The following is a 24,912-nucleotide window of genomic DNA, read 5'->3' as shown; positions in this document are numbered from 1 at the left end:
TTTTTGGATCACAAACCGATCCCCAATCTTGCGCCAACTATGGTCTACTAGACACGCCTTGGGCGATTCGTCAGCAGCGCCATCATGGGCCCGGACCCGCGGCGACCCCGGCAGGGAAGCAACTCGCTCCGCGCGCGATCCCCCAGAGCGCGCCATGGGCAGGCTGGCGGTTGTCCACTGCCACCGAAGCCGGTACCGGATGACGCCGCATGCCCGAAGGTCGGGCTGCCTGCATCTGTGGTCTGCTTAAGTCCGTTCCGTCAACCGAGTCCACCAGAAGGTCCCATTCGCCAGCGCGTGTGGATGGGTTCTATCGCGCCACGCTGTCGTTGTCCCCTGCCATGTGTCATAAGGGAGTGTTGGAATGTACCACCGTCGTCTGCCCCTGCGGTCCACGCTGATCCACCTGTTCGTCTGTTGCGCCCTGCTCCTCCAAAGTATTGCCTGGCCCGCCCCCACCACGGCCACCACCCTTGCCACTCCCGAAAATCGACCACCCGTTGCGAACGGTGGTGGCCCCTACACGGTGGCGGAAGGCGGCAGCGTGCTGCTGGATGCCGCCGCCTCAACCGATCCCGATGGCGATCCGCTCACCATCACCTGGGATCTCGATGACGACGGCACGGATGAGACGGTGGGGCAGACCGCGACCTTCTCAGCAGCGAATCTGGATGGGCCGCGCACCGTCCCGGTCTATCTCCAGGTCTGCGATCCGCACGATGCCTGTAGCACGGACGTGGTTGAGGTACGCATCGCCAACGCCGCGCCAACCATTGGCGCGGTCAGCGCCCCGCTCGATCCGATCGCCGTCGGCAGCGTGGTCACGGCGACCGCTACCTTTACTGATGTCGGCGTGCTCGATACCCACACATCGCGCTGGCAGTGGGGTGACGGCACCATCAGCGGCGGCACGACAACCGAGGCAGACGGCGCAGGTACGGTTACGGCGACGCATCGCTACACCACGCCGGGCGTGTACACGCTGAATGTGGATCTGTTCGACGACGACTGTGGCCTGACCCAGGCGCCCTTCCAGTATGTCGTCGCCTATGATCCCCACGGCGGCTTTGTGACCGGCGGCGGCTGGTTCGCCTCGCCCTCCGGTGCCTATCCCGCCGATCCAGTCCTGACGGGACGCGCCAACCTCGGCTTCAACGCCAAGTACCAGGCGCTCTCGACCACGCCCACGGGCCAAACAGAATTTCAGTTCCAGGCTGGCAATCTCCAGTTCCGCAGCACGCGCTACGACTGGCTGGTGGTCGTCGGCGGCCAGGCCCAGTACCGCGGCACGGGCACGATCGGCGGCGCCACCTATAGCTTCCTGCTGACTGTCGTGGATGGCAACTCTGTCGTCGGCGGTGCCGCCGACTCGGTTCGCATGAAAATCTGGGACCCGGCGCGGAACATCGTGGTCTATGACACCCAGCCCGGCGCGAGCGACGCCGCGACGCCGACCACGACGCTCGGCGGCGGCTCGATCACGATCCGCACGTTGGGCAAGGTCCTCCCGCCGACGCCGGTCCCGACGCCCAGTGCGACCGCCACGCCACTGCCGGATTGCGTGCCTTCGGCGACGCCTACGCCCGCGCCGACGCGCACGCCGGTGCCGACCAATACCCCGACACCGACCACTACACCAACGCCCACCGCGACCGCGACCCCCACGGCTACGGAGACGACACCGCCGACGCCGACGCCAACAGCAACCCCGCCCGGACCCGGCTTGCCGCCTGATCCGGCCACCATCGCGCCGCCGTCTGACCGCACGGTCAGCAGCGATCTCGCCAGCGATACCGCGTTCCTCTACACTGGGTCCAACCCGATCCAGGTCGGCGTTGCGCCCGGCACGATCGACCCACAGCGCGTGGCCGTGCTGCGCGGTCGCGTCACCGATGCCGCGGGCGATCCTCTGCCTGGCGTCGCCATCGCGGTGCTTGACCATCCCGAGTTTGGCACGACCCATACCCGCGCGGATGGGATGTTCGATCTGGCGGTCAATGGCGGCGGACTCCTTACGCTGACCTATAGCCGGGACGGCTATCTCCCGCTCCAGCGGCAGCTCACCCCGCCCTGGCGGGACTACGCGTGGCTACCGGAGGTGACGCTCCTGGCGCTCGATCCGGTCGTGACCGCCGTCGAGCTGGACGGATCGAGTGAGGCACTGCTGGCCGCGGGTAGCGAGGTCACCGACGCAGACGGCACCCGCCAGGCCACCTTGCTCTTTCCGTCAGATGTGACGGCAACGCTGCAGCTCGCCGACGGCTCGACCGCGCCGCTGTCCACGCTGCACCTGCGCATCACCGAGTATACCGTGGGCGAGCGCGGCATCAGCGCCATGCCGGGTGTCTTGCCGCCGAGCAGTGGCTATACCTACGCCGCCGAGTTCAGCGTGGACGAGGCCCTGGCGAGCGGCGCGACGGTGACATTCAGCCAGCCGCTCATCAACTATGTCGAAAACTTCGTCGGCTTCCCGGTCGGCGGGATCGTGCCCACGGGTTATTACGATCGTACCAAAGCCGCCTGGATCGCCTCCGACAACGGGCGGATTATCAAGCTGGTGAGCATCACCGATGGCCTGGCGGACCTCGACATCACGGGCGATGGCGTGGTCGACGACGCGACCAGTCTTGGCGTCACCACCGAGGAGCGCCAGCAACTTGCCAGCCGCTACGCAGCAGGCCAGGAGCTGTGGCGGGTACTGATCCCCCACTTCACGCCCTGGGATCATAACTGGCCCTATGGCCCGCCGAATGACGCGATCAGCCCCAACGGAGGTCCGCCGGAGCATGAGACCCTAGAGGACAACCCGTGCGAGCGGAGTGGCTCGATTATCGAGTGCCAGAATCAGACGCTCGGCGAGGAGATCGCCGTCAGTGGCACGCCCCTGCATCTGCGCTATCAAAGCGATCGGGTTCCTGGGCGGACTGCGCCGAACGAGCTAGAGATCCCCCTGAGCGGCGCGAACGTGCCTGGCAGTCTGCGCGAGATCCGGCTGGAGGTGTCGGTCGCCGGGCGACAGTTCACGCAGACGGTGGCGGCCGCGGCCGATCAGCGGCAGACCTTCACCTGGGATGGTCGCGATGCCTATGGGCGGCGACTCCAGGGCAGCCAGGACGCCACGATCCGCATCGGGTTCGTGTATGACGCGGTCTATCAAGAGCCAGCCACGTTCGCGCAATCCTTTGGTCGCTTCGGCAGCGGCACAACAATCACAGGGGATCGGTCTCTGAGTAAGGTCGTGAACTGGCAGGAGTATGAGGCGCCGATCGGAGCCTTCGACGCCCAGGGGCAATCGCTGGGCGGCTGGACGATCGACCTGCAGCATACCTACGACCCGGCCGGGCAAACGCTCTATCCCGGCAGCGGCGGTCGGCATAGTGCGCAGGATGTCGGCAGCATTGTGGTAACAACCGCAGGTGGTGGGTATGGCGTACCCGGCGATGGCCTGCGTGCCGTCACAGCACCGCTGGATAGACCACAGGATGTCGTGTTGGGTTCGGATGGTAGCCTGTATATCGCTGATACCTTCAACCACCGGATTCGGCGCGTTGGGCCTGATGGGATCATCAGCACAATTGCGGGTACCGGCGAGTCCGGCTTCAGCGGCGACGGCGGTCCTGCTACCGCCGCCGAGTTAGACTATCCCGTCGCCCTCGCGTTGGCAGCGGATGGCACCCTGTATATTGCCGATTCGGACAACCATCGTATCCGCAAGATTGCGCCGAACGGTATCATCTCGACCGTGGCGGGTGGTGGCAGCATGCTTGGTGATGGCGGTCCTGCCACCAGCGCGCAACTCCGGCGTCCCGACGACGTGATATTGGCAGCGGATGGCACGCTGTATATCGCCGATACCGGTCATGGGCGCGTCCGCAAGGTCAGCCCAGACGGGATCATCACCACCGTCGTCGGCACGGGCACGGCAGGCTTCTCAGGCGATGGCGGTCCTGCCACCAGCGCCAAGCTCTCCAGTCCAGCCGGTCTCGCGCTGGCGGCGGACGGCAGCCTCTTGATTGCTGATACGGGTAACAACCGCATTCGCAAGGTCAGCCCCGACGGAATCATCTCGACGGTCGCCGGCACCGGCGTGTATGGTTCCAGTGGTGACGGCGGTCCTGCCACCAGTGCCAACCTATCCTGGCCGACTGATGTACTGGTGGATGCCGATGGACGCCTGTATATCGTCGAGGAGGATCACATCCGGCGCGTCAGCCGCGACGGCACGATCATGACCGTGGCAGGCCCCAGAGGACTCCGCTCGATCTGGGGAGATGGGTATCCGGCACTAGTGACGAGCATGAACCCGGTTAGCATGGCACTGGCGACGGATGGCAGCCTGTACTTCGCTGATGACGACCAGTATAGTATCCGCAAGATCGCTCCTGACGGCATCGTCTCGACCGTAGCAGGCACCGGCTGGGGCGGGTATGAAAGCGTCGGCGACGGCATTGCCGCCACGCTTGCTCGCGTGAGCGACCCGGATGACATTGCGCTCGGCCCAGACGGTAGCCTCTACATCGCCACGAGGGGCGAGAACCTGATCCAGCGGGTTGGACGCGACGGGATCATCACGACCGTCGCGGGCATAGGAAGCCCCGGCTTCAGCGGCGATGGTGGTCTGGCAACCAATGCACAGCTCTCCGCCCCGGAGGGCATTGCCGTCAGTCCCGATGGCAGTGTCTTCATCGCCGATATGGGTAACAACCGTATCCGCAAGGTCAGCCCGGACGGCATTATTACAACCGTCGCGGGCACGGGCGCCGCAGGCTTCTCAGGCGATGGCGGTCCCGCCACCAACGCCCAGTTCAGCCGGGTAACTGACATCACGCTGGGTCCCGACGGCAGCCTCTACATCGCTGACCAGGACAACTACCGCATTCGCAAGGTCAGCCCGGACGGGATCATCACCACCGTCGCTGGCACCGGCGTGTGGGGCTTCTCAGGCGATGGCGGTCTGGCGACGAACGCCCGGCTCGCCTATCCGGAGGGGGTCGTACTGGCTCCCGACGGCAGCCTGTACATCGCCGATACCTACAACCACCGCATCCGCAAAGTTGGACCCAACGGCATCATCACGACCATGGCGGGCACGGCCGCCGCAGGCTTCTCAGGCGATGGCGGTGCGGCGACAACTGCGCGGCTCAACTCGCCCACCGACGTGGTCGTTGCCAGGGATGGCAGCGTCTATGTCAGCGATCAGGGCAATCGCCGCGTCCGCCGGATCGGTCCGACAGGCATGATCGGCACCGTGGCGGGCGGTGGCGAGTGGGGCGACCGCGCTGATGGCCGCCTGGCGACCAAGACCTATCTCTATCCGCAGGGACTGGTCCTGGATGCGGACCACACCCTGTATCTCGGTGACGGTGATCGCGTTCGGCGCGTGCAGTCCGTGCTACCTGGGTTCAGCGGCGGCGATCTGGCGGTGCCGTCGGCTGATGGTCGCGAACTCTACCAGTTCTCGGCGACGGGCCGTCACCTGCGCACCCGCGATGCGCTGACCGGCGACATCCTCTCCACGTTCGGCTATGATGCAGCGGGGCGGCTCATCACGATCACCGATCGGGCTGGTTTGCAGACACGCATCGAGCGCATTGCAACGGGAGCGCCCCAGGCGATCGTCGGCCCCTATGGGCACCGCACCACGCTGACGCTCGACGCGAGCGGGCGGCTCACGCGTCTCACCAATCCTGCCAATGAAGCGACGGAGTTCACGTATACCGACGACGGCTTGCTGACCAGTCTGACCGATCCGCGCGGCGGCCTGCATCGCTTTAGCTACGATGCCCAGGGACGGCTGATCCGCGACGCGAATCCGGTCGGCGGCGTGACGACGCTTACCCGTACAGGAACCGCGCAGAGCTACACCGTCACGGTGAAGAACGCCCTGGACGACGCCACCCGCTACACCGTCGAGCAGGTGCCCAACGGCGACCGACGGCGGACGACCATCGCGCCGAACGGCGCCGTCACCACCACGCTCATCAAGTTGGACGGAACGGAGATCATTACCGCTCCCGACGGCACGATCACCACCCGGGTGCTGAGTCCCGATCCGCGCTGGGGCATGCAAGCGCCCTATATCGCATCGCTGACCACCAAAACGACCGACGGCACGCCGTTCCTCACCATCACCGCCAGTCGCAGCGTGACCCTCGGCGATCCCCGCAATCCCTTGAGTCTGCTGACTCAGACCGATACCATGACCGTCAATGGCCGGAAGACGACGACCGCCTACGACGCCGCGGCCCGCACCCTGACGACGACCACGCCCGCCGGGGAGCAAACGCGCATCGTCCTCAACCTGCAGAGCCAGCCGGTCCGCCAGCAGACGACCAACCTGGCGACCACCCTCTTCGACTACGATGCCCAGGGCCGCCTGATCCGCACCAGCGAGGGGACGGGCGTGGTCACCCGCACCGAGACGCTGGCCTACAGGCCGCAGGGTGACCTCGCGAGCCTGACCGATCCGCTCGGCAACACGACGAGCTTCACCTATGATGCGGTCGGTCGGCTGACGAGCGAGGTGCTGCCGACGGGCCAGACGCTCAGCTACAGCTACGATGCCAGCGGCAATCTCGTCAGTAGCACGGACGCGCAGGGCGTCCGCACGACTTACGCCTACGATGCCCAGAACCGCCGGACGAGCAGGACGCTTGACTCCGAGGGTCGCGCCGTCCGCACCACCTACACCTATGACACCGCCGACAATCTGACCCAGATGGTTGAGGATGCAGGCAGCGGGCGGCTCAACGTCACCACCCGCTACGCCTACACGCCGATCGACGCCCAAGGCTATGCCGTCAGCGCGCTGACCGATTCTCTTGGTGGCGTGACCCGAACGACCTATACCTCCTTCGGTGAACCCAGCACCATCACCGACCCGCTGAACCGGACCACGACGATCAGCTATACCGCGCAGGGTTGGATCGGGAGTGTGACCACGCCCGGCGGATTGCGCGCCACCACGAGCTATACCACCGACGGGCTACCCGCCCGCGTGACCGATCCACGGGGCAGCGCCACGGTCATGACCTACGACACGGCGGGTCGTCTGGCGACGCTGACCACGGGCGCGGCGGCGATCGGCACGCTGCCTGCGCTGAACCTCAAGACGACCTACACCTACGACGTGAACAGCCGCGTCACCAGCGTGACCGATCCGCGCGGTACGGTAACCCGCTACAGCTACGATGCGTTCGATCGCCCGATCAGTAGCACCGATCCGCTTGGCACCGTCACGAGCTTCGGCTACGACCTGAAGGATCAGATGACCAGCGTGGTCCAGGCGGCGAATGTGCCGAGTGAGGCGCTCGCCGTCGCGTACACCTACGACGCCGTGGGCCGCCTGCTCACCCAGCGCGTCGATCCCGATGGACAGAACCTGCTGACCCAATACCGTTACACCCGCCCAGGCAGCAGCGATACCTGGAATCTCCAGCAGGTGATCGATCCGCGCGGCAACACCACCGCGTATCGCTACAATCCGCTGGGTCTGCGCGATCAGACCACGGATGCGCTGGGCAGCACCTGGACCGTCAGCTACGACAACCTGGGGCGCGCCACAGGCCAGACCGATCCTCTCGGCCAGAGCATCACCACCAGCTACGATGCGCTGGACCGAATTATCGCGGAGACCGAAGATGGCCGGACCCAGCAGTGGAGCTACCACGGCGACTCGACCCTCGCCAGCTTCACCGACTTCCTGGACCGCATCACCCGCTACAGCTACGATCTGGACCGGCGGCTGACCGGCGTCGATTATCCAACCGGCACCGCCGATCCCAGCTATGCCTATGATGCCGCCAGCAATGTCACGCGTATGACCGACGGCCTCGGCACCACGGAGTACACCTACGATGTGGCGAACCGGTTGATCAGCCGGGCGCGCGGCGGTCGCACGGTCGGCTATGCCTACAACCCCAACAATCAGATCACGGCAATCAATTATTGGGGGCAGGGCGAGGTGCGCTACGGCTACGATGTCGCTGGGCGGCTGACCAGTCTGACACCCTGGACCGCCAGCGCGACGACCTACACCTACCGCGCGACGGGACTGCTGAAGACGCAGACGCGCGCCAATGGCACGACGACCAGCTATGGCTACGATAGCGCCAGCCGCCTCACCAGCCTCCGGCATGCGCGCGGGACGACGACGATCGAGCAGATGACCTATGTGCTGGACGCCAACGGCAACCGGACGCAGCAGACGAACGGCGACGGCGTGACCAACTATGGCTACGACGCGCTCAACCGGCTGGTCGAAGCCAGCTATCCGGCGATCGCTGGCGGTCCTGGCGCGAGCAGTGTGGCGTATGGCTACGATGCAGTGGGTAATCGGACGACGATCAACGGTGTCCCGACCTACAGCTACGACGCAAGTGGCCGGATCACCAATCCCGGATTCAGCTACGACACGAACGGCAACCTGCTCAGCGACGGCACGACCGCCTACACCTTCGACGCGGCCAACCGGCTGATCCAAACCGTGCGCGGTGGCACGACGACCAGCTACGACTACGACGGCTGGGGCAACCTTATTCGCGAGACGGTCGACGGCGTTGCCATGGACCTGCTCGTGGATGAAGCAGCGCCGTTACCAACCGTCCTGGGCGAAGTCCGCGCTGATGGAACCGAACTCCGCTACGCCTACGGACCGGACGGCGTAGCGGCGCAGCAACAGCGCGCGAGTGGCAGCGCGCAGCCCGTCGCGTTTCCGCTGCTGGATGGCCTGGGCAGCGTGCGGCGGCTCACAGATAGCACGGGCGCGAGCGTGCGAACCAGCAGCTACGATGCCTTCGGCAGCATCCGGCACCAGATCGGCTCCGCCACCACGACGCTTGGCTTCACGGGCGAGCGGACGGGGACGGCGGACAGCCTGGTGTATCTGCGCGCACGACACTACGCCCCTGAGCTAGGGCGCTTCCTCCAGCGGGATACGTTCGCGGGTTTTGTGGACCGTCCGCAGTCGCTCAACCGCTACACCTACACCGAGAATAACCCAGTTACCTTCACCGATCCGACTGGACATTGGTGCGATTGTGGCAGAGGCGGCGGTGGCCGCGCTAACGATGGCTCGGCACGGAAGCGGGCTGGTCACAGCCTCATCAATGAGGGACGACTGCGCGATCAGTATCATAAGGGCAAGGCGGAACTGGCAAATGACATCCGTCGCCAAGTGGAGAACGGGCGTCCAATCAATGAAGAATTCGCGCGTGAGGTGGTCGATAAGCGCAACCAACTCCGGCAAGACATTCGGAACAAGGGCGAACCTATCATCGATTTGTACAATCAAGTAGAGCGCGGCCCAGCCGATATGCCATCGTATGAGTACCAGCGCGACGTGCGGGGCAAGACAGTCAAGGACATGTTGGAAAGCGCGACGCGCGCGAATGCTGGGGCTGATCTCTTGGCTGAGGGCTTCAAAAAAGGAGGCGCTGTATTGCTGGGTGCAGATGCTGGGATTGCCATCGGTAACGTGATCAATGCACCGGAAGGCCAGCGTGGACGGGTCGCGTTGCAGGAAGCAGGGGGGTTTAGTGGGGCGCTTGCCGGGGGCTTAGCAGGAGCCAAAGCCGGCGCGGTGGGTCTTGGTACCATTGGCACAGCGATCGCTGGACCCCATGGTGGACTTGCCGGCGCGGCTGTCGGCAGCGTTGCTGGGGGCGGTGTCGGCGCAATATTAGGAGACCGGTACGTCCGCAAAGCCGCTGACAGACTGGCGAATTGTTTCGGGCTATAATGCAGCGGAGGAGGTCAAGTGGAGATTCTGCTCCTACGCTGGTCGCCGGGAATAGTTATGCTCAGTGAACTGACGCCGTCGGCGAGCGGGTTCGTGGCACAATCACGGCTCCAGAAGCGGTGTCCGTCGGGCAGACCTGGCGCTCTCCGGCGGGTCAGCGTTGATCGTCAGACTGCCCGGCGCGTCACGCACGCCGTTTGTTCAATCGTCAGATGGCGGTAGAACATTTACGTGGGTGGAGCCGATCCCGGGGATCGGCTCCTTGGCGCACGAGCATGATCGCGCCCACGTCGATTAGATGCTGACGATGATCGAGAAACGCACCCGCTGGCTGCGGTCGTCGGATCAGCCCCAGTGACTGGGGCTGCCACTGTCGCCAACCATGCACGTCCAAAATGTCTCGCATAACACCGATGGTTGCTGGCATTTGGTCAACGCGACGCCCAACGACTGGGCGCCGAACACGCCCACCACAGCAGCGCCTGCGATTGCGGACGGTGGCACAGCGCGGTTCGTGCCGATCCCTATCATAGCGTGCGCGGGGGCGCCGGCGGACCAATGGCGGAGCCGAGAAGCTGCGACATGTTGATGCAGAGGCGCTGTTTGACGATCTTTTGTGTTTCCTCTAATTGAACGCCGAGAATCGTTGGAACGCGCAGCGATTCCCCGACCAATCGATCCGTTGAACACCAAAGCAGGCTGAAATAGCCGATGAAGCTCAACGTTGAGAGATCCTCTATCTCGACGATGCCCGCTTACTAATGGTAAACGCGCTGATAGCCCTCTGCCAGAAAGCAGATCTTCCACACTACGTGCCGGTAAACACCCGCAGCTCGGCATCCGTCGGCTCGACCCGGCCCACAAACACCTCGTTCTGGCGATGGGCGTCATCATCCGCCTCCCAGACCAGCACACATTCCCCCTGGCCGAGCTGCTTGATCTGCTGCATATGCGCCACGCGCAGCCCATCGACCACATGCCCCAGCCGCTTGGCCGGCTCGGCATCCTGCCGGAAGATGATCTTGATCGTCGCGTTCTGGAAGATCGACAGCATCGCCTCGTCCGCCACCCCGCCTTCGGCACCCAGATACGTATGCGCATCCTGATCGATGGTCCAGAAATGCCCATTGAACGTCCGCCAGGTCTTCGTGGCTTCCGCCGCGAACGTCGCCAGCCAGGGCACCCGGCGCATGTACTGGAACTCGTCGATCGCCGCGACCAGGGGGCGGGACCGGTCGCGCAGCGGCGAGCGGATTACCCGGTTCAGCGCCGCGAATGCCTGCCCGTAGAAGAACGTCCGCAACTCGCCGTCGGGGATCGCGCTGAAGTCATACGCGGTCACATCGTGGGTAACGTTCCAGTCCACCGTCGTGTGCGCGTTGAAGGTCGCGCCCAGCGAGCCGCGCACCAGCCGTAGATTGATCTCGGTCACCACCCGCTGCGCAATCGTCGCCCCTTCCCCTTCCCCTTCCGCTCGCAGCTGCTCCGCCACCGTCGCGAGCGCGTCGCACAGGTCGCCCAGGATCGGCGTCTCCGCCACCGTCACCGTTTCCAGGTCCACGTCCGCGTAGAGCTGCTGCAGCGCGAGATCCAGGATGCCCCGCTCCAGGCTCGTCCACTCCCGGGCCAGAAAGACGACCTTGCCATCGCCACCGGGGCGGCTGGTGCCGAGCAGCACGCTGAGTTGCGCCGTCACGTGCGCGATCTGCTCGCCGAGCGACGGCGGCCGGCCCTGCGCGTCGCGGGTCGCCACCACATCCAGCACGTTGACCTGCTGCCGCAGATCCAGCACGTAGCGCGCCCCACAGCGCCCGGCCGCTTCCACCAGGCGCCGGGAGTGGCCCTGCGGCTCGTAGACCACGACCTGGCAGCCGAGCGCCGCCAGCCGGGTGGACCAGGTATTCAAGCTAAAGGTCTTGCCATACCCTGGCTTGCCCAGGATCACCGTATGCCCCGCTCGACCCGGCGGGAACGGATCGAACAGGATCGGGGTATCGCCCTGGAGCAGCCACAGGATGCCGTCGGTCCGATCCGGCTTGCGCAGCCCGAACGGCACCGTCACCGCCACGCCCTGGCTGGGGATGCGCCGCGGCCGGGCCACCGACTCGATCCGGTTGGTCGGCGTGGGACCGAAGAACTGGAGCAGCGGCCCCTGCCCATACGGCGGGCGGAGCAGCTTCAGGCGCGAGCCGCCCGCGGCGATCACCTGGCGGACGTGGTGCTGCAGTTCGTCGAGATCCCGGCCCTGCACGGCGACGACGATCCGCACATCATGCAGCTGCTGGGTGTCGAGCAGCTCCTGGATCTCCTTCGCGGCGCGGTAGCGCTTCAGCACCTTATGATCGCGCGTGCCCTCGCGCATGAGCGTGTTCTCGGTCACGGCGGCGGTATGTTCCGCCTGCCATTCGCTTTTCAGGCGGGAGACCGGGGCGCTGTCGACGCAGATGGCGAGGTCCAGGTCGAGGCCGAGCAGGCGGTGCAGGGTCCGCACATCCCAGGTGCCGGCCAGGTCATAGCTGCACAGCAGCGCCACAAACGGGTGGTGCAGCTCGACCGGCTCCAACCACTGCGCCTGCTCGGTATACTCGCCCGGCAGCAGCGGGGGCAGATCGGCGACCTGTACCGCCGTATCGAAGGCGTGGGCGACCAGATCGGCCTGGTCGTCGGGGCGCATGCCCTCCGGCAGCCAGGCCAGCAGATAGTGGTGGAGGCCCCGCAGCGCGACCTGGTGCATCAGCAGGTCATACAGCTGGTGGTAGTCTTTGAGCCAGCGCCGCCAGCTCAGCGGCTGGCCCAGCCGGTCCAGCGCCTGTTCCCAGGTCGCGCGCTCCTGCGGGGAGCGCCCGCCGAGCGCCTCCTCCAGATCCTGCCGCACAGGGCCGGGCAGCGCGGCGACCGCCTGCTCCAGGCTCGTCGGCGTCGTCGGCCCCTCCCAGCGCCCGACCAGCTGCGCGATCGGCGCCAGGCGTTTGGCGCGGAGGTCCAGCGGCTGCAGCCGTGCGTCGATCCGCTCCTGGGGCGCGCGCAGGTCGAAGCGCCGCGTCATCGAGATGATCCGCAGGGGGCCTTCCTGGCCGGCGAAAAACGGGGTCCACTGCTCGTCGAGCGACCATTCGTCCTCGCGCATGCCCTGGTCGAAGGACTGGACCGCGAACACCACCGGCTCAGGCATCGGCGTCCTCCTCCGGACGATACGGGCGCAGCAGCACCTCGCCGTCCCGGTACACCGCCGGCATGCCGCCGTCGGCGTCGCCGACCACCGCCGCCTGGGGGCGGAGCCGGGTGTGGCGGGCCAGGCGGCGCTGCTGAAAGCCGATCCAGAGCAGCAGCCGGTCCAGCAGCGACAGCCCGCTCCAGCGGAAGGTCACGGCGACGCCCAGGGCAGCGCCGGCCAGCACCAGCGCGGCCTGGACCCAGAAGCGCGCGTCCCAGAAATCGCCCGTGACGCCGAGCATGCGGGTCAGCTGCCAGACAACCAGGCCGAGCACGCCCGCGCCCGCGGCGTTGGCGGTGGTGAAGATGCCGAGCTGCCGGCTCTGGCCGCGGGCATTCAGTTCTTCCTGATGGGTGTAGGGCATGGGTGGAGTCCTCTCCCAGAAGCTGGGGCGCATCTGTTCCGACGCGCCCCAGCCATTAGATCGACCGCCGGACGACGACCGCCAGCGCCGGACGCTCCGGATTGCTGCTGCCCGAATCGCGCGCGGCCTCGGCCTGCGAGATGATGAAGCTGACCACCAGGTTGAGGCCGGCCATGATCAGCACGCCGTTGCGGAGCATGCCGCGCATCTGGTTATACACGTCGGGGATGACGCTCTGGAACCAGTAGGCGGCGGCCCAGACCAGCGCGCCGATGCCGCAGGCGATCCAGACCCAGAACACCAGCGAGCGGACAAAGCCGAGGGCGGCGTCCTGCGCCCCGGCATCGGCGAAGGGATTGCCCGGACCACCATCCTGAGCAAACGCCAGGCGCGGCATGAGCAGGAGACCGAACAGCAGGACGAACCCGGCCAGGCGGAGTACCGGTCCCGGATGACGACGAAGCAGAGCAGACATACAATGGTTCTCCCATATGCGATGAAACGACGACGACGACACGAACATCACCCACCGTGGGTGCCCCGGCGGGCTGCGCGCGGGACGGCGGACCCGAATGATCAGCACATTCACCTCCGCTTACCAGCCAATGCGGGCGCGGTACCCGGCCAGCACGATCTCGACCGATCCCCGCGCGCGATCCAGCGGAATCCCGATCGTCACGGTGGCTGGCTGACCCGCCGTCACGGTCGGCGGCGCCCACTCGACCGTGGCGATCGCCGCGCCGCCTTCCCGGCTCACCACCAGATCGCCCGGCAGCAGCGTCAGATCCGGCGCGCCGTCGGCGAGGGCGAGCGTCAGCGTGACCTCCACCTGCTGCCGGCCATCCCGGCTTACGACTCGGGCGCCGCCCGGACGCACCGTCAGGCGCTCGCGGAGCAGCTGCGCGCGGCTGACGGGCGCGGGCAGGCTGAGGGCCAGACGCCCCGGCAGGCCGCCATCCAGCGCGACCTCCCACCCGGCATCCTGGGGACCACTCGCAAGTGGGACGAGATAGCTCAGCTCAACCCCCTCGCTGATCGGCGTGGTGGCCGTCGGCGACCATTCCGTGCCATCGGTCAGAATCAAGGTGGTTCGTCCGATCTCCGCGTCGCGCACCTGGAGATCCACCCGCATGCGCTCGGCCGGGATCGTCGCCGGGTCCGTATCCGGCCCCCAGACGGCGACCCGAGTGATCAGCGACGGATCGAGCGGCTGGCTGGTCTCCGTCGCGACCAGCGCCGCCGCCCGCAGCAGCCTGGGGGGAGATACGTCGCAGTCCGCGACCACCAGATCGCGCGGCGTGCCCGCGAGATCGGCATGGAGCCGGTAGGTCCGCCGGCTGTCCGGTCCCGCGACGTGGACCTCGGTGCCCGCGGTCGCGACCGCCTGCTGCTCCTCGGACAGGCAGATCAGGAGCGGATAGCCCAGCGCGGCACCGCTGATCGGGCGCTCTACATCGCCCACGGTCACGGTGCGGACCTGCCAGAGCTGGGTGGATTGCTGGCCCACCTGCGCTACGGCTGCCGCTGCCGGGGCGGCCGTCCCGTCCGCCGCGAACGGCCGCAGGATCAGGACGAGGAGGATCGCAAGGATCAGGACGGTCCCGCCGATCACACCGAGGCGCCGGCGCTCGATGCGCGCCGCCGCCGTGCCGAGCAGCAGGTAGTCGTCGTCGCTGGTCCGGCTGGCGACCGCGCGGTGGTTGAACTCGTTCATCCGCTCTGGATGCTGCGCGCTCTCCGGCAGCAGCGCCATCCCGCTCTTCGCCACCCGGCCCTCCAGCTCCGCCTGGATCTGGTCGAGGAGCTGACCGAAGACGACCTCGCTCTCCGGGATGGGCTGCCCCAGCTGGCGGGCCTGCGCTTCGGCCTGCGCCTGGGCTACGCGGCGGCGATACTCCAGGATCGCGCTCAGCTCCTGCCGCTCGGCGGCACTCAGCCGCGCGCGGACCACCTGCGTCGCCGCGCCGTCTGTCTGCGTCAGATCATCCAGGCCCGCCCGCTCGGCCTGGCGGCGCTGGTGCTCGGCCTGTTTTTCGCGCAGAAAGGCGCGCCATTTGCGCCAGGTCGCCTCGCTCTCGGCGATCAGCTGCTGCCGCGAGAGCTGGGTGGTTTTGGCGCGCGGGGATCGTGCAAACGCCATCGCTTAACCTCCACTCGTGCCCGGCACGCGCACCGGGATCTGCGTATCGGTCTCGCCGATTGCCGCCTCGACGCCCAGCACCGGGATGCGGAGCAGCAGCTTGCTGCCCGCGGGGACGCTGAGCGACAGGCGCACCGTGCCGGAGCTATCGGTCAGGCCCTGCGTCAGCACCCGTCCCGTCGCCACCTGGACGATCTCCACGCGCACGCCGCGCAGGGGTGTCCCGCAGGTGCCTGGCTTGGTCGCCGCGCCACACACCTCGATGGTCAGCGTCCGCCCCACCGGGCGCTGCGGCACGGCGGTCGGCAGCGGCCGGGGTGCGAGATCCTCGACCACGGCGGGACGCTCACCCGTCGCTGGAATCGTCGGCGTCGGCGCGGCAGGTCCACCGGGTCGGGGCGTGGTCGTGCCGTCGGGCGTGGGGCTTGTCGGGGCATCCGGCGCGGGCGCGGTCTCCACGGGGCGGAGATCGGGTCCCCACATCCAGCCGGGGGTCACGCTATCGTCGGGCTGGACCTTGACCCAGCCGCGGTAGCTCATGCCGAGCAGCCGCACCCGCGCGCCTTCGGCATAGCTCGCGAGTTCATCCCCATCCGCCGGCGGGGCCGCCCCATACAGGCGGGTGCCATCCTTGACCACCACGGCCAGGCCGGTACTCGACGGCTCGCGGACCACCTCGCGGTGATCCTGCGCCGGGGCAGTCCCCACGGCAGGTGGCAGCGGTGCGCTCGTCGGCGCGCGCGTTGGGACCGGGGTGGGCACATGCGTCGGCAGCGGCAGCGCGGTTGGGTCCGGGCGTGGCGTTGGCACCGGCGTCGGATCGCTGGTCGGCGCGGGGGTCGGCGTGGGCGGGAGATCGCGCTGGGCCGCGAGCACCTCGCGGAGCGCCGCGTGATCCGGACTGCCCACGATCAGCCGGTAGCGCCCGGCGGGACCATCTGCGTCCGGCACAACCGGCGGATTCGCCCGCGCCGAGGACGCGACGACCAGCAGCGCCTCGCCATCCCAGTCCGGCGTCAGCGCCACCAGGCTGCGCAGCGTCCAGCCGGGCGCGACATCGTCGTTGACGGCCAGCAGCCGCCAGCCCGGCAGCCGGCCCGCGCCGACGATGGTTTGGGCCGCGTCGGGCCGGTAGAGCGACAGATAGGTGTCCGCGCCCGGTCCGAGGTCATAGGTCAGCGCGACGAACGGCACGCCGGCTTTGACCGGCACGCGCAGGAAGTCATGATCGCCCGCCGGACAGGCGGCTGGCTGCGGGTCCGGGCAGACGAGGCTCAGGTCATACGGCACGGCCCAGCCGATGCGGGCCGCGTGGTCCCCATCGTAGTTGTTTTCTAAGAGATCACCACTTGACGGCGTCGGCACCGGCGTTGCCGTGGGCGTGCCCGGCGCGGGGGTTCCCGCCAGCGCGCTGGAGCGAACGCTCACGCTATAGATCCGCCCGCGCATCTCGCCCGGTGCCTGATTCTGCACCGCGACGAGATACCAGGCATCGGTGGTGATCACGATCTCGACCTGGGCATCGCCCGAGCCGGGCGCCAGGTCGTCGTTCTCGGCGACGATCCGGCTCGTGTCCGCCGCCAGATAGAGCTTCAGCACCGGATCGATGCCCGTCGCGCTGCTGGCGCGGATGGTGTAGCGGCGCTGGGCCTTCAGCAGCACGCTGTACACATCCGGCGTGCCATCCACGAAGCTCAGGTTCGGCACCTCGACCTCGGTCGGGATCGCGCAGGGCTGCACGAGCGTATTGTTCGGCTCGCAGGCGTCCGGCCCATACCCCGGCGGCAGCGCGGTGGGGGTCGGCGTCGGCGTCACCGTCGGCGCGGTCGTCGGCGTGGGGAGATCCGTTGCCGTCGGCGTGGGCGTAGGGACATCGGTCGGCGTCGCGGTGGGCGTGACGGTCGCGGTCGCCGTCGGCAGATCCGTCGGCGTGGGCGTCGGCGTCCAGGGCGCGGCCTGCGCCGCGACCAGGCGGGGATCGACGACGGCGGGCCGCAGCCACGGCGCTGCCACCACCCCGCCCAAGAGCGCCAGGAGCAGGCCGGCGATCAGCCAGCGCAGCGGAATACGCACGAGCATTTAGCGTCCTTGTCCTTTCGTCTGCGACCCGCGCGGCGTGGGCCGGGGTCCGAGGGTGGTCAGCCGCCGCTGATGCGCGCGTTGCCAGGGCCGCATGGCGCGATCGACGGGCGGGATCGGGGAGCCGGTCAGCCCTGCTCCACCGGAGGGCATGGCTGACGACGGGCTGCCCACTGGCACGCCGGGAATCACGCGGGGATCGCCCGCTGGGGGATGGGCGACGGTGTGCGGCGACACGCTGGGTGATCGACTCGGCGCCGCGGCAGCGCTCACCACTGGCGCGACGGGTACCGGGGTCTGCGCTGGCGCGGGTTCAGGAGTCAGCGGAACGCTTGGCGCGGCCACAGCAACACCCGGGTCCGCTCCCGGTACCGGCAGAACCGCGACGGGTGCCGGCTCCACGGGCGGCGGTCCATCACCCGATGGGTGGGGCGCTGCCGGGGCTGACGCGGGCACCAGGCCCGGAGTTGGCGGCGCAGCGGGTCTGACCGGCACCGCGAGACCGCCAACCGGGAGGCTATTGATGGTGATCGACGGACGACCGGTACCGGAGGGATGGACGATCGTCCGCTGCCCGCTCATACTCCGACTGCGCGGCGCCAGCGCATCCGCCGGGACCGATCCCGCTGCGGTTCCGGCAGAACGCGCCGGTGGCGTCAGCTGCAGCCCGGGCGACTCGGACGCGATCCGTCCAGTAGGACGCGCCGGCTGGTCGGGCAGGGCCACCAGGCGCAGGTGATCCGTGGTCGTCGCCGTCCCCAGCCCAGACGCAGTGCTGGACGCCGTGCCGGACCCGGTGGCATGACCGGGCACCGTCCGCTGGTCACCTGGCGCGAGATGCCACTGGCTCGACCGCGCGTCGGCGGGGATCGGCTGCGTGGATGCTGCGGTGCTGGTCACCCCTGATCCTGGCGATTCGGCGCGACCGTCGAGCGGCGGCGACACCGGGGTCACGCCTGGCTGATCCCGATCGCCGTCCAGCGCCAGCCGCAGATCGGGAGCGACGGGTGCGCCATCCGTGTCGACCACCATCTGGGTTCCTGCCGGACCAAGCGCCAGTTTGGTCCGGCGACGCTGCAGCCGGCCGCCCCTGGCCCGCCGCTGTGGCGCGGCGCGTAACGGGGGAAGGGGTGCCCCCGCGACCTTCGGTGTGAGCCGCTGCGTGTCCGCCGCGTGAATCGATGCGGACGCTGCGCGCTGCGGACAGACATGCGCCCGCAGCGCCTGGGCCGTGAGCAGCTGCCCACAGCCGGGACAGGCGCTGACCGCTTCCCCCGTGTAGGGATCGACCGCCCCGGGAGCGGGATCAGCTGCCCGCGCGGGGCGGGTGCGGATCACCGGCGTCGCTGGTCCTGAGCCGGTGCCCCCGGGCGGATCACCCGTCGGCTGGGCGTAGGCGCGGGTCTCGGCCCACGAGTCGTCAGCCGCCGCGTGCGCCAACCGGTCGCCGAGATCGTCCCCGCCGAGGCCCCGCGCGCGCAATTCCTCGACCTGGCCCAGCAGCCGCTCGTCGCCGAGTTTCTCGCGGACCATCTGCCGCGTCAGCCGCTGCTGATTGCGCCAGCGTGTGAGCGGATTGGCGGTGCGCTGCCCCCAGGCCGTCTGCGCGTGATCCGCCGCCTGCCAGCGTTCCAGGCCCAGTTCCCGGCCTTCCCGATAGGTGCTGACCGCGTCCTTCGCACCGAGCAGCGCCCCACCCGCGCCGAGTGCCGCCCCGGCCAGCATCCCGGCCGGTCCGAGCATCCCTTTGAGCGCGCCGCCGATCGCCGACGGCGCATGGCTCATCACCCCACTCACGCCCTGCGCCGCGGTCAGAAAGCTCTGCGCCGCGGTTTTCGTCTGCCATCCCGCCACCCCGCAGGCCAGCACGCCCAGGCCCCCGACGATCACCCCGCTGCCGCTCAGCGCCGCCAGATACAGCACGCCCAGCACCAGCGCCATCCAGAACGAGCCCAGCCACGCGGTCTTCCAGGTCGTGATGATCCCCTGGAGATGCGCCTTGAACATCCCCTCGGTCGCCACAAACAGGGCAAACAGCAGCCCGATCAGCAAGCCGATCCAGGTCGAGGCCAGCGCCAGCGCAAACAGCAGGTGCATGATCTGCTCGATCAGGCCGGCGGTCGCCAGCGGCAGCCCCCAGCCCAGGCGCGAGACCCCGTCCCAGGCCAGCTTCATCTTGCGCTGGCGTACTTCCGGCTCCTCGTCGTCGATCTGCATCGGCGGCGGCGCATAGCGGTTGCCGAACTCCACGGGGACATCGGCCCGGCCCTCCGCCTGATCCGGGCAGTGAATGTCCTTCGCGTCGGCCCACAGGTAATTCGCCGCCAGATCGTTGAGATACAGCCCGGGCGTCGACCGCTGGGTCGAGAGGCCGGGACACACATCGCCGCCGTAGATCGTGTGCGGCGCATCCATCGAGCTGTCATCGGCCGCGTAGAAATCGAGATCCTCGGTCACCTGGTTGATGCTCGTCCCGGCAATCTGGGCAAAGCCGCGTCCGGCCGAGACCCGGATCTGCTCCGTGGCGCTGACCGCCTGGCTGCCGACCTGAAACAGGAACAGCGCCAGGCCGCCATACTGGATCAGCCGCTTCAAACTGACCCACTGCAGCCCGTCGACCAGCGCCTGCAGGAAGTAGCCGACGACAAACACCAGCCAGGCGATCGCCGCGGCGATCCAGAACGGAAACTGAATCCCGGCGATGATCGCGTCGAAGGCCGTGCCGAGGACCTCGGCGATGAGCCACTCGCGCAGCGCCTCGACATTGCGCGCGACCAGCAGCAGCGTCTGATTGATGTCCCACAGCAAGGCCATCAACATCAGCTCGCCCTGGTAGAGCGCGTTATCCATGCACGCGCCGGGATCGGTCGCGCCACAGCCGGCCCAGGCCCGCGGCGGGAAGAGCAGCCACCACACGAGGACGAGGCCCGCCAGGCGCAGCACCCAGTGGCGGGGCGTAGCGCGGAGCGAGCGGCTGGCCCGGTGAAGGCTGGCCCGGATCTGCCCCATCATGCTGCCCTCCGGGCGCGCAGAATCCCGACCGCCTGCCAGAGGAGCGCCACCACGGCGATGAGGATCACGACGAGGAGGACGAGGGAGCGAACCCAGGCGTAGCTGCTGCGCGCGGCCCGGTCGGCAGGCGCGGGACCGGAGGGATCGGCGTCGCGCGGATCAGTTGCAGCCGTGGTCGCGCTGGGTGTCGTGATCGCCGGGAGCGGACTCGGCGGCGTTTCCGGCTCGGCAACCGGCTCGACAAAGAGCAGCCCATCGCTCAGGCGGAGATCCAGATCCTGGATCACCCCAGGCTGCAGCGGGATGCGCAGGCCGCCCGCCGGGTCGTTCTCGTCCATCAGCAGCGGCTGACCGTCGGGCGCGGTGGCCCCCAGGATGCGCGCGAAGCCGCCGGGCAGGGGGGTGATCAGGGCCACCCCCTGCGCGTCCGTCCGCGCGTCGTGGCGCTGCTCGGCGGCGTCCACGATCTGGAGCCGCACGTCCGCGACGCCGCGATCGTCAAGGTCGCGCACCCACACGCGCAGGCCACCCTCGGTTGCCTGCTGCGGAACGAGCGTCGTCAGAACGAGGAGCAGGAGGGTCCACAGCGGCATCAGGCACCTCCCCGCGGCGGGCGGGTAATGATCGCCAGCCGCTGCAGATAGTAGCGATTGCCCAGGATGTTCTTGGCGATCACCACGCCGGTCGGGTAGCTGGCCGCGTGGATCATATCGCCCGTGCCGTCGCCGTCGAGGTCACCGGCGTACAGGCCCACATGGGTAATCCGCGCGCCGCGCCCGACCTGATTAATCCCGCCAAAGAGCAGCAGATCGCCGGGTTGAATCTGATCGATGGGGACCGCCGGGTAGTTCTTCTGATTGCTGGTGCCGTGGCCGATGACGATCCCGGCGGCGTTGTACGCGCCCCAGGTGAGGCCACTACAATCCCAGCAGGGATACGACGCGCAGGGCGGCGTGACCTGTCCATCCTGCGGCGTGTAGCCGCTGCAGGGCGACCAGCCTTTGCCGCCCCAGCAGTATTGCCGGCCCAGCTGCTGCCGGGCAAAGGCGATCAGCGTCGCGCTCCCGCCCGGCACGGGTGGCGGCACCGCCTCCCGGCCCTCCTCGTCATACACGGCGGCGACCGTTCCGGCATGCTCACAGTCCGGCTCCTCGGCGGCGGTGAACTGCACGCGGAGACTGCCGGCGCTCGCCTCGGTGGCATCGGGCGGATCGAGCTGCAGATCGAGGACCGCCACGCTTCCCGTCGGCGCCAGGATCGGCACCTGCAGCGTGCTCTCGCCCGTGGGGATCTCCGTATGCAGCGCGGCATCGGTGGGCGTGAGCCAGGCCGCCTCGGCCGCGGCGAGATCCCAGCGCCACGGCCCGGCGAGCAGCCGGCCATCCGGACGCCGGATGCTGCTGATCACCAGCTGCCGGGCCGGGTCGAACGGGAATGGATCGCCCCGATTGTGCCAGGTCGCCCGGACGATGAACAGCTGCACCACCCCGGCATCGCGGATGATCGGCTCACCGCGGGTTTCGACGGTGAGCTGCACATCCAACGCCGGCTGCAGGTTGATGATCTGGCCCAGATAGAAGCTCGTGCCGGTTTTGGTCTGGGGCGTGGGCCGCAGAATCGGCTCGCGTCCGATCTCGTTGTACGGCTCGCGCTCGTAGGGCAGGGTATCGCGATAGTGGGGGACCGGCGTGCCCTCCGGATTCAGGTCGCTGCCGTCCTCCACCTGAATCGGTGGCAGGGCGGTTGGCGTGGGGCAGGCCCAGCGCGGCAGGCCACCGGCCGTCGGGGTCACGTTGGCCGTCCCAATGCACCCCAGCAGGGGCAGCAGGAGGACACTGATCCCCACGGCGGTCCAGATCGTCGTTCGGCGCGGCGGCCGCAAGGATGATGGCAGCATGGATGACTCCTCGTCCCGTGCGCGAGATGGTGCCGGCACCGCTGCGGGCGGCGGATCTGGATGAGCCGTGCGGTCTCACCAGGGGGATCTCCGCGCCCACAACCAGCATGACACGGGCAGCATACCCCAGCCGAGCCGGGTGAGACGGGCGCTTATCTGCCAAGATGAGCCGGTGATGGCCTATCCCAGGAGCGGGACTGTTGGGGGATAGAGCACCCACGGGGCGCATCTGGAGCGCGTGAAGGTGTGGGATGTCGCACGACCTGCGCCTCCTGTCACATGAGCTACGGGTATCGCGCTGTTCCAACATCAGATCCAGTTCACTCATAGCGAGAACCGCTCGGATCGTGCCTGTTGGGCTGCCTCACCGGATGCAGGAATGCGTAGGGACGAGCTTAACCCATCTGGTGTAAGTCGCTCAGTTCGTAGGGGATAGGGCTGGTTTTGAGCAGCGATTGCCGCAATGCGTGTGACATCTCACAAATCCATTGCCAGCGTGGTAATCAGCAGGCAAGATGTATACTGAACGGAAAAGGGTTCGTCCATGCGCGAGGCCGCTTGCGGTTTCGTATCGGGAAGCGTATGTGACAAACAAGCCACCCCTTTTCCAGTGAGTATCGGAGTATCATAGGCGGACAGGTGATCGCCTATGGTATATTGGGGTCGGAAACAGCGGATAGGCACTGGGCTAGATAATGGCTCCATCGACGTATTTAGGAGAGGCAGATCGCCCAGTGCCGTTTAAGAAGCTGGCCGCCTACTGCTCCTATGGTAGGCAACCTGCTTGTGGGAGGTGACCATTATGTCGACACAACCCACTGAAAGTGCCATCACGGCCACGATGCTCGAAGCTTGCTCTCAACAAAGTACATCTATAATCTGCATCACAGAATATGCCGACTCTGCAGCAGCCGTGAGTGCAATCGGAACACAGGAGATGACCCTGTACTATCCGACTGGAGTGTATCACTTTGCATCAGACCTCATTTTCCCGAATAATATAACGTTGTTATTTGCAAAAGGCGCGATGTTTGATGTTATCGAGGGAGTCGAGATTGCGATCAAGGGGTGTATTCTCGCGGGACTTTGGCAGATTTTTTCCGGAAGCGGAGCGGTCAGGGGGACACCCCGTGTGGAATGTTATTATCCACAATGGTTCGGGGCCCAAGGAGATGGGACGACTGATGACAGCGCTGCGATCCGTCGCACTATTAAATCTGCATACTCAAATGCAACCACGCCGACCGTCGTTAAGTTTCCTAAAGGAGTGTATCTAGTCTCGCAGACAATCAATTTGCCTCAAGGTGTGATCATTTATGGCTATGATGCTATTTTAAAGGCTGCGGATGCCAGTCTGAATCCCGTTCTGAGGGTGTTCAACGCGAATCACCCGGAAGCACCAAAGCTCAGGCTATTTCATATCTTTGGTTTGGCAATCGAAGGCGATTGCAATGACTTGAGGAATGTGGAGGTGGGGATAACCATCGACTCTACCTATCAAGGGGGAACCCTCTCTACCCTGAGAGACTGCAGGATCTACTTTTTCAAGGTCGGCGTCGAGTTGAGTCCTGGGAGCAGAATGATCACCTTCGATAACTGCCAGATCACCGCTGGGAAATACGGATTGCACATCAAGGCGTGCAGCAATTTTACTGGCGATTGCTGGATACGATCCTGTCAAATTGAGGTCGAAAGGGGAATTGGCATTTATGTGTCCAGTACCGGAAACGGCGCTACAGTGGCGGGAATTCACGTCTCTGACTGCGTGATTTACGGATTAGGGCTCCACGCGATTTGCGATAATAATCTATCCGTGATAAATGACTTCTTCCTTCATAACGTGGCAGTGGATGGTCCCAACGAAGGATGGTTGATGCATTTTAAAGGATCTCACAATCACGTTGTCGGCTCCGGAGTTATCCAAATATCTAATATATGGCTCAATGCTTGCGATCATGGAATCTATTTTGAGCATGTACACGGTGCCTCGATCACAAACGGAAAGATTTCGAGCGTGAATTATCAAGCAGTTGTCTTCGACAATTCACATCACTGCGCGATGAATTCTGTTACCATGTTCAGCTGCAACAAGACTCGGAATGGAGGCGGGGTCATCAAGTTGACGGGGAAATTGACAGTTAAGACAAAAGTGAGGGGATGTTCGATTTATAATTCGGAGGACGCAAATGACCTCCCAATCGTCATCGAAACAGGAGCGACGAAATGCGTGATTACCGAAAATGTAACTGATACGATCTATCCATATTTCAACCAAGGGACTGGTACCGTGCTACGCGACAATGTCGGTCGTGATTAGGTGCGAGCGAGGAGCAGAAATTCGCATAGGACAAATCATTTTCTGGTTAGTATATAGAAAGGATGAACATGCCCTGGCGGCGGGTCGAGTGGTAATCTCGACCCGCCGCCGCACGCACGGACGTCCCAGTTCATGACCACCACGCTTCGC

11 protein-coding genes are annotated in these 24,912 nt (G+C 66.5%); 2 read left to right on the top strand and 9 right to left on the bottom strand.

All coding sequences use genetic code 11. The features are described 5' to 3' along the window. The first annotated feature begins 364 nt into the window (after positions 1-364). Positions 365-9,739 (top strand): RHS repeat-associated core domain-containing protein, encoded by a 9,375-nt coding sequence (locus tag VFZ66_27835; GenBank protein HEX6293026.1) that lies wholly within the window; start codon positions 365-367, stop codon positions 9,737-9,739. Positions 9,740-10,266: 527 nt separating this feature from the next. Here VFZ66_27835 and VFZ66_27830 read toward each other — a convergent pair. From VFZ66_27830 to VFZ66_27790, 9 genes are all read right to left on the bottom strand, one after another. Continuing rightward, positions 10,267-10,461 (bottom strand): hypothetical protein, encoded by a 195-nt coding sequence (locus VFZ66_27830; GenBank protein HEX6293025.1) that lies wholly within the window; start codon positions 10,459-10,461, stop codon positions 10,267-10,269. Positions 10,462-10,547: 86 nt separating this feature from the next. Beyond that, positions 10,548-12,911 (bottom strand): type IV secretory system conjugative DNA transfer family protein, encoded by a 2,364-nt coding sequence (locus tag VFZ66_27825; protein ID HEX6293024.1) that lies wholly within the window; start codon positions 12,909-12,911, stop codon positions 10,548-10,550. Then, entirely contained in the window at positions 12,904-13,317 is a 414-nt protein-coding gene (locus VFZ66_27820; protein HEX6293023.1) for a hypothetical protein, read from the bottom strand. The genes VFZ66_27825 and VFZ66_27820 overlap by 8 nt, the downstream gene beginning before the upstream one ends. Positions 13,318-13,372: 55 nt before the next feature. After that, positions 13,373-13,792: a hypothetical protein gene (locus VFZ66_27815; GenBank protein HEX6293022.1), complete on the bottom strand. Its 420-nt coding sequence runs from the start codon at positions 13,790-13,792 to the stop codon at positions 13,373-13,375. A 120-nt stretch (positions 13,793-13,912) separates the two neighbouring features. Next, positions 13,913-15,457: a hypothetical protein gene (locus VFZ66_27810; GenBank protein ID HEX6293021.1), complete on the bottom strand. Its 1,545-nt coding sequence runs from the start codon at positions 15,455-15,457 to the stop codon at positions 13,913-13,915. 3 nt (positions 15,458-15,460) lie between these two features. Continuing rightward, positions 15,461-17,536: a hypothetical protein gene (locus VFZ66_27805; protein ID HEX6293020.1), complete on the bottom strand. Its 2,076-nt coding sequence runs from the start codon at positions 17,534-17,536 to the stop codon at positions 15,461-15,463. Next, positions 17,537-20,548, bottom strand: a complete 3,012-nt coding sequence (locus VFZ66_27800; protein HEX6293019.1) for a hypothetical protein — start codon at positions 20,546-20,548, stop codon at positions 17,537-17,539. It abuts the gene before it with no gap. Continuing rightward, entirely contained in the window at positions 20,545-21,141 is a 597-nt protein-coding gene (locus tag VFZ66_27795; protein HEX6293018.1) for a hypothetical protein, read from the bottom strand. Before VFZ66_27795 ends, VFZ66_27800 begins: the two co-directional genes overlap by 4 nt. Then, a complete protein-coding gene (locus tag VFZ66_27790) occupies positions 21,141-22,445 on the bottom strand; it encodes an NlpC/P60 family protein (protein ID HEX6293017.1) in 1,305 nt (434 codons plus the stop codon). The genes VFZ66_27795 and VFZ66_27790 overlap by 1 nt, the downstream gene beginning before the upstream one ends. An 802-nt stretch (positions 22,446-23,247) precedes the next feature. Here VFZ66_27790 and VFZ66_27785 point away from each other — a divergent pair. Beyond that, positions 23,248-24,762: a glycosyl hydrolase family 28-related protein gene (locus VFZ66_27785; protein HEX6293016.1), complete on the top strand. Its 1,515-nt coding sequence runs from the start codon at positions 23,248-23,250 to the stop codon at positions 24,760-24,762. Positions 24,763-24,912 lie beyond the last annotated feature (150 nt).

It is taken from the genome of Herpetosiphonaceae bacterium (assembly GCA_036374795.1).
In the GTDB taxonomy this organism is placed as follows: Bacteria; Chloroflexota; Chloroflexia; order Chloroflexales; family Kallotenuaceae; genus LB3-1.
This window is presented reverse-complemented; position numbering and strand designations above follow the sequence as displayed.

What these genes read in the sequence shown, in the direction of transcription:
- VFZ66_27815 (HEX6293022.1), bottom strand. Translation starts at nt 13,792, where the DNA reads ATGTCTGCTCTGCTTCGTCGTCATCCGGGACCGGTACTCCGCCTGGCC.
- VFZ66_27805 (HEX6293020.1), bottom strand. Translation starts at nt 17,536, where the DNA reads ATGCTCGTGCGTATTCCGCTGCGCTGGCTGATCGCCGGCCTGCTCCTG.
- VFZ66_27790 (HEX6293017.1), bottom strand. Translation starts at nt 22,445, where the DNA reads ATGCTGCCATCATCCTTGCGGCCGCCGCGCCGAACGACGATCTGGACC.
- VFZ66_27810 (HEX6293021.1), bottom strand. Translation starts at nt 15,457, where the DNA reads ATGGCGTTTGCACGATCCCCGCGCGCCAAAACCACCCAGCTCTCGCGG.
- VFZ66_27825 (HEX6293024.1), bottom strand. Translation starts at nt 12,911, where the DNA reads ATGCCTGAGCCGGTGGTGTTCGCGGTCCAGTCCTTCGACCAGGGCATG.
- VFZ66_27795 (HEX6293018.1), bottom strand. Translation starts at nt 21,141, where the DNA reads ATGCCGCTGTGGACCCTCCTGCTCCTCGTTCTGACGACGCTCGTTCCG.
- VFZ66_27800 (HEX6293019.1), bottom strand. Translation starts at nt 20,548, where the DNA reads ATGATGGGGCAGATCCGGGCCAGCCTTCACCGGGCCAGCCGCTCGCTC.
- VFZ66_27785 (HEX6293016.1), top strand. Translation starts at nt 23,248, where the DNA reads ATGTCGACACAACCCACTGAAAGTGCCATCACGGCCACGATGCTCGAA.
- VFZ66_27820 (HEX6293023.1), bottom strand. Translation starts at nt 13,317, where the DNA reads ATGCCCTACACCCATCAGGAAGAACTGAATGCCCGCGGCCAGAGCCGG.
- VFZ66_27835 (HEX6293026.1), top strand. Translation starts at nt 365, where the DNA reads ATGTACCACCGTCGTCTGCCCCTGCGGTCCACGCTGATCCACCTGTTC.